Annotated in this window: 6 protein-coding genes; 1 reads left to right on the top strand and 5 read right to left on the bottom strand. The window is 75.2% G+C overall.

The window, feature by feature from the left end; all coding sequences use genetic code 11:
* Positions 1-115: 115 nt before the first annotated feature.
* The 4 genes from AC51EU_RS25680 to AC51EU_RS25695 all read right to left on the bottom strand — a co-directional run bounded on the left by AC51EU_RS25680 (position 116) and on the right by AC51EU_RS25695 (position 4397).
* The gene (locus AC51EU_RS25680) at positions 116-3049 is read right to left on the bottom strand and encodes an AfsR/SARP family transcriptional regulator (RefSeq protein WP_496269452.1); all 2934 of its coding nucleotides are present in this window, start codon (positions 3047-3049) and stop codon (positions 116-118) included.
* 205 nt (positions 3050-3254) lie between these two features.
* Positions 3255-3845: a hypothetical protein gene (locus AC51EU_RS25685; RefSeq protein ID WP_496269453.1), complete on the bottom strand. Its 591-nt coding sequence runs from the start codon at positions 3843-3845 to the stop codon at positions 3255-3257.
* A 67-nt stretch (positions 3846-3912) separates the two neighbouring features.
* Positions 3913-4236, bottom strand: a complete 324-nt coding sequence (locus AC51EU_RS25690; RefSeq protein ID WP_496269454.1) for a hypothetical protein — start codon at positions 4234-4236, stop codon at positions 3913-3915.
* A complete protein-coding gene (locus tag AC51EU_RS25695) occupies positions 4233-4397 on the bottom strand; it encodes a hypothetical protein (protein WP_496269455.1) in 165 nt (54 codons plus the stop codon). Before AC51EU_RS25695 ends, AC51EU_RS25690 begins: the two co-directional genes overlap by 4 nt.
* 102 nt (positions 4398-4499) lie before the next feature.
* On the opposite strand from AC51EU_RS25695, the gene AC51EU_RS25700 reads away from it, so the two are divergent.
* The gene (locus AC51EU_RS25700; RefSeq protein WP_496269456.1) at positions 4500-5171 is read left to right on the top strand and encodes a TetR family transcriptional regulator; all 672 of its coding nucleotides are present in this window, start codon (positions 4500-4502) and stop codon (positions 5169-5171) included.
* A gap of 9 nt (positions 5172-5180) precedes the next feature.
* Here the strand turns inward: AC51EU_RS25700 and AC51EU_RS25705 are convergent.
* Positions 5181-6260: M6 family metalloprotease domain-containing protein (locus AC51EU_RS25705; RefSeq protein WP_496269457.1), on the bottom strand; the 1080-nt coding region annotated here is incomplete at its 5' end.

Raw genomic sequence — 6260 nt, forward strand, 5'->3', positions numbered from 1 at the left:
GCACACCGGGCCCGCTCGGGCGGCGGAGCACGCCGTTGTCCGTCGCGCGGGAGGGCGGCCGGGCGTCGACACCGGCCCCGCTCAGGCACCGGAGCCCCCGCAGTACACCCCCCGCTCAGCGCAACGGCGCAGTCCGGGTCGCCCCCGTGAGATCCACCTGGGCGCGGACGGCCCACAGCGGCATGCGCAGGGCGCGGAAGCCGGTCAGGGCGGTGGTGAGGTGGCGGGTGGCGCGTTCGGTGTTCCCGAGCGCGGCGTGGGCGCGGCCGGTCCAGTACGCGGCGAACGTCTCGCCCCGGCGTTCCCCGAGGTCGGCGAAGAGGGCCGTGGCCTCGCCCAGCGGCCCGAGGGCCTGCTCCGCCCCGTCGCCGCCGGGACCGGAGTGCAGCCGCCCCAGGGTGAGCAGCGTGTACGCCTCGCCGCGGCGGTGGCGCAGCATCCGGTGGACGGCCAGGGCCCGGTGCAGCAGGGCGGCGACGCCGTCGAAGCGGCCGGCGCCGGTCCGGGCCCAGGCCAGTGCCTGGAGGACATCGGCGACGACGAGGGGGCGGCCCAGTGCCTCGGCCTCCGTGAGCGCCCTCTCCAGCACGTCGACGGCCTCGGCCTCGCGGCGGCGGCAGACGAGGGCGAGGCCGAGGGCGCGCAGGGCGAGGACCCGGTCGTGGGGGTCGCCGAGCCGTTCCATGGTGGCGACCGCGACGGCGGCGTCGTGGTGGGCGAGCGCGGCCATGCCCCGGTCGGCGACGGCGTGGGCCCGGCGGACACGCAGCCGGGCGGCGTACCGTTCCTGCCCCAGGGTTTCCAACTCCTCGATGGCGGTGGCGAATCGGCCCACCGCGTCGTCCAGCCGCCCGAGGATGCCGTCGACCCGCGCCAGCGCGCCCCGCGCGAGCGCCGCCGCGACGGCGTCCCCGTCGGCCCGCGCCCGGTCGAGGGCGGCCCGCGCGACCCGTTCCGCCTCCTCCCACCAGCCCTGGTGGTGGCAGATGTCCTCCAGCGCGGCGGCGAGGCGCGCGGTGTGCTCCCCGTACCCCGACTCCGCGGCGCACTCGGTCATGGTGACAAGTTGTGCCCGCTCGCCCTCCAGCCAGGCGACGGATTCCTCCCCGCCGCCCCCGCCGAGCCGTTCGGCGGCGTCCCGCGCCCGCGTCACCCAGCCGTCCAGGACGCGGGCGACGGCGGCCCGCCGCCACGGGGGCGCGTCCTCGTCCAGGGCGCGTTCGGCGGCGTAGACGTGCAGCAGGTCGTGCATCCGGTAGCGCGGCTGCCCCTGCGCGTCGACGCCGTCGACCTGTACCAGGTTGGCGTCGAGCAGCACATCGGTGACGTCCTCGGTGTCGCCGGAGTCCAGCAGCGCGCCCAGCACCCAGTGCGGGAACCCGGGGACGGGCAGCAGTCCGACGGCCCGGAAGGCGCGCGCCGCCTCCGGCGTCAGCCCGTGGTAGCTGGCCGCTACACAGGTCCGTACGGCGAGGTCACCGACGGTCAGTTCGGACAGCCGGCCCTGCTCGTCGGCGAGCCGGTCGGCCAGCCGCGCGATGCGCCAGTGCGGGCGCCCGGCGAGCCGCGCCCCGATGGCCCGCAGCGCCAGCGGCAGCCCCGCGCAGGTCGCCACGAGCCGGTCGGTGGCCTCCGGCTCCGCCGCCAGGCGCGGGGGCCCGACGATCCGCCGCAGCAGGGCGCGCGACTCGTCCTCGTCCAGCAGCGGTACGTCGATGAGTTGGGCGCCGGAGAGTCCGGCGAGCCGGGCCCGGCTGGTGACGACGGCCGCGCAGCCGGGGGTGCCGGGCAGCAGCGGCCGGACCTGCGCCTCGTCCACCGCGTCGTCCAGCACCACCAGCACCCGCCGCCCCGACAGCAGCGAACGGAACAGTGCCGCCCGGTCCGCCGTCGCCTCCGGCACGGAACATCGCGACACCCCGAGGCCGTGCAGCAGGTCGGCGAGGACCGCGCCGGGCGTCCGCCGCGCCCCGCGCGAGCCGTCCAGGTGCACGAACAGCCGCCCGTCGGTGAACGTGTCGTGCAACTCGTGCGCGAGCCGGGTGGCCAGGGTGCTCTTGCCGACCCCGGGCAGCCCGGTGAGCAGCACCACGGGCACCGCACAGGGGGACCAGGGCCCCGGCGGCCCGTCCCCGGCGGGTCTCCGCGACGGTTCCAGTAACGTCAGCGCCCGCTCGACGAGCTGATCCCGCCCGGTGAAGTCCGGCGTATCGGCGGGAAGTTGGCTCATCGGCTGCCAGCCCGCCACCGGCTGCGGCGGCGGCGCGGTGACGACGGCGGGCGCGCCGCCCAGCGAGGGATCGCGGCTGAGCACCGCACCGTGCAGCCGCCGCAGCTCCGCGCCCGGCTCCAGCCCCAGCTCGTCCCGGAGCGCGGCACGGGCCAGGGCGTACGACTTGAGCGCGTCGGCCGGATGGTGGGACCGGTACTGCGCGATCATCAGCTTGGCCCACAGCGACTCCCGCAGCGGATGCCGCGCCGTCTGCTCCCGCAGCGGCCCGACCAGCTCCCGGTGCTCCCCGAGGGCCAGCCGGGCCTGAGCGCAGTCCTCGAAGGCGGCGAGCCGGGTCTCCTCCAGGTGCGCCACCTCGATGTGCAGCGCGTCATGGTGCGCCACCCCCTCGAACGGCTCCCCGCGCCACAGGTCCAGCGCCCGCCGCAGCGCGTCCGCCGCACCCCGGTGATCGCCCCCGGCCAGCGCGGACCGCCCCCGCGCCGCCAGGTCCTCGAACCGGTGCAGATCCACCTCACCGGGCAGCACCCGCAGCTGGTAGCCGCCGTGCCCCTGGCTCACCCGGTCCCCGCCGACGGGATGCAGCGCCCGGCGCAGCGCTGCCGCGTAGCTGCGGATGTTGGCCTGCGCGGAGGCGGGCGGCGCCTCGCCCCACACGGCCTGGCACAGCCGCTCCCCGGTCACCGTGGTGTTGGCGTTGACGAGCAGGGCGGCGAGCAGGGTCCGCTGCTTGGGTCCGCCGAGCGGCAGGGCCCGCCCGCCGGCCACGGCCTCGAACGGCCCCAGCACCTTGAACTCGACGCGCGCAAGCTCCACCGCGTGACCGCCCTTCCGTTGTCCGCACGCCGCGGAGCGTGCGCGCGGGGTGTGCCCGCTGCGAACACCACTGAGACCGAAAAACCATACGATCTATGCGGTGGCGGTCCTTCCACTTACGGTGCGGTGGGCGCACGACGGGATCGCGGGCCGTTCCCAAGGCGGCGCGGGCACGGACGGGGACGCGCCGGGCCCCGACGCCACCTCAGCTCGCCGGACCCCGCAGCAGCGCCAGATCCTCCCCCCAGGCGTCCAGGACCTCCCCGTGCCCGGCCCGCCGCGCCGCCTCCTCGACGTCCGCGAACAGCGCGCGCTGCACGTCCGCCGCGCCGTCCGTGAGGACGCGGCGCACCCGGGGCAGCAGTGCCTCCAGGCTCCAGCGCGGGTCGCCGAGTGGCGCCCGTTCCAGCTCCCACGCCAGGTACTTGTTGTACGGGCGCACCCTGCGGTGCGGCGCGAACAGCGCCGTCAGCAGATACGGCACGCTCTCGGCCGCGTCGAGGTGGGCGGCTTCGGGCCGCCCGTCGCGGTGGCTCTTGAGCGAGCGGTAGACGTAGTTGACGTACGCGTCGAGGGAGGCGGAGCGGAAGCTCTCCAGTGAGGCGGGCGCCCCGTCGTCGTCCCGGACGATCACATAGAGGTCGTAGTCGGAGTGCCCGGTGGCCATCCCCTCCCGCGCCCGGGACCCGCTCAGGACGAGCCCGACCACCGCCGGGTCCGTACGGGCGCGGCGGACGAACGCGTCGAAGGTCTCCCGCGCGGTGCCGACCGTGGCGGGGGTGGTGCCGTGCGTCATGAGGACCTCTTCGGCCGGGGCATGTTGCGGCCACCGTAGCCCGGACAGGTCACCGATCAGGCGGTGTTCAGCCGCCCAGATGCCAGCTGACCGTCCCGTCCGCCGCGGTGAGGACGGCGAGGAGGGCGAGGGCGGCGGCGCCCAGCGCCATGCCGAGCGCGGCGCGCCCGGGGCGGGTGGTGCGGCGGGCCAGGGCGAGGCCGCCGAGGACGAGGGCGCAGGGCCCGAGGACCACGTTGAAGACCAGGGTGCCGACCAGACCGAGGACGAAGGAGGTCACGGCCATCTCGTCGGCCCGCGTCTGGGCCGGTGTCCGGGGCACGGCGGTCGTCGACGTGGCGGCGGCCGCTGTCCGGGGCCGGCCGGTGCGGCGGAGGAGTGCGGTGGTCATCGGGTCTGCCCCCTGTCGGGGTTGCGGCGTTCGCGGAGGTGGAAGACGAGCAGCCAGCCGGCGATGACGGTGGCGGCGGCGAGGGTGACGGGGACGGGGAGGTGTGCCGCGGTGCCCAGCAGAATCCCCATCAGAAGAAGGGCTGCGACGAGGAAGAGCATGATCTGCCTTTCCCACTCGGAGGACAGTTGTTCACCGAACTGCTTTCAGCGTACGCGTGTCGACCCCTGGGCGGTTTGAGAGAACAGTTGTTTACTGATGATATGAGTCACACCGTGGGGGTCCGCCGGGCCCAGAAGGAGAAGACCCGTCAGGCGCTGCTTGACGCGGCGTTGGGCCTGCTGGCGGAGCAGAGCCTGAGCAGCCTGGGACTGCGCGAGGTGACCCGGGCGGTCGGCATCGCCCCCACCGCCTTCTACCGCCACTTCCGCGACCTGGGCGAACTCGGCGTCGCCCTGGTCGAGGAGGCCCTGGGCAGCCTGCACACCATGGTGGGCGCCATCCTCGTCGAACAGGCCGGCGACGAGGAACGCATCGACCAGACCATCGCCCTGGTGGAACGCCACGTCCGCGAGTACCCCGCCCACGCCCGCTTCCTCTCCCGCGAACGCCACGGCGGCGTCCGCGCCGTACGCGAGGCCATCGCCCGGGAGATGACCCGCTTCGCCGACGAACTCGCCCCCGTCCTCGCCGCCGAACCCCCCTGCCGGGGCTGGACCGACGACGAGGTCCACATGCTCGCCGAGCTGTACGTGGACCGCCTCGTCGGCACCGCCGCCGCCCTCCTCGCCGCCGAGGACACGGCCCCCGCCCCCGCCACCCCCGACGCCCCGGACCCCGCCGAACGCGAACGCCGACACGTGGTCCGCCGCGCCCGCCAGCAACTCCGCCTCATCAGCATCGGGCGCCACCATTGGCGTGACGCGGGGGAGTAGCCCCCGCCGTCAGGACCGCGCCGCCCGTACCCGTATCCGGTACGTCCCGTCCGGATTCACCCGCAGCACCCGCACCGAGGCCCCGCTCTTGCGGTCGCGGTACTCGCTCCCCGGAAGGAACGTCGCGTCCGTCAACTCCGGGTGGACGTACCGGTTGGGCGTCGAGCAGCCCCCGCTGTGCGGGGTGGCGTCGATGACGCGCAGCGGGCCGTGACCGGTGGCCACATCGGTGGCGACGCGGTACAGCAGCACCCCGGGCCGGCACACCTCCGGGTCGAGCGGCCCGCGCGTACGGGCCTCCGCGACGAGGGCGTGGTGCGCGGACAGCGGCACGACGACGATCTTCGTGCCCCCGGCGACCGGCAGCGGCGTCAGCGTGTACTCCGCCGCGCCCGCGCCACGCCGCACGCACCCCACCTGCCCCGTGGTGAGCCAGCCCAGTTTCCACTTGTGCCAGCCCAGGAAGTCGTTGCTGGGCCCCCAGTCCTCGTCCATCGGGTCCCAGTGCCCGGCGGCCGGCGGCGCGCTGCGCCCGTCGGTGTAGTAGAGGTCGGGGAGGCCGAAGGAGTGCGCGTTCTCGTGGTTGACGACGCGGAACGCGCTGGGCCCGGCCTGCCGGCTCCAGATGAACGACGCGTTGCGGAACGACACCCCGTCCCGGGTCCGCAGCCCCATGTCACCCCCGCTGAAGGTGACCGACAGGACCGTACGGGCCGCCGACGGCCCCGCGTTGGGCGCCGCGATGACGTTGACGACGTCGTAGTCCCGGAACCGCACCGAGCCGTCCACCGCCCGCACGATCTCCCGCGACAGCGCGTGGTAGCCGTCGTCCGACGACGGGTCGAAGACGGCGCCCCGCGCTATCCCGTACGACGCCAGCGGGCGGGACAGATGCAGCCACCGCAGGACGGGCACCGCCCGGTACCGCAACCGGCCGTACGAACTGGCGTGGAAGTACCGTGCGGCGGCCGGGAAGAACTCGTCGAACCGCGCCCGCGCACTGATCTTCGCGCGGGCGTCCGGGAAGTCGATGAAGAGGGTGAGTGCCTTCACCGTGCCGCGCGCCCGCGCGTACCCGGCGGGCGTGAC

It is taken from the genome of Candidatus Streptomyces philanthi (assembly GCF_059553635.1).

What these genes read in the sequence shown, in the direction of transcription:
- AC51EU_RS25690 (WP_496269454.1), bottom strand. Translation starts at nt 4,236, where the DNA reads ATGACCACCGCACTCCTCCGCCGCACCGGCCGGCCCCGGACAGCGGCC.
- AC51EU_RS25700 (WP_496269456.1), top strand. Translation starts at nt 4,500, where the DNA reads ATGAGTCACACCGTGGGGGTCCGCCGGGCCCAGAAGGAGAAGACCCGT.
- AC51EU_RS25695 (WP_496269455.1), bottom strand. Translation starts at nt 4,397, where the DNA reads ATGCTCTTCCTCGTCGCAGCCCTTCTTCTGATGGGGATTCTGCTGGGC.
- AC51EU_RS25685 (WP_496269453.1), bottom strand. Translation starts at nt 3,845, where the DNA reads ATGACGCACGGCACCACCCCCGCCACGGTCGGCACCGCGCGGGAGACC.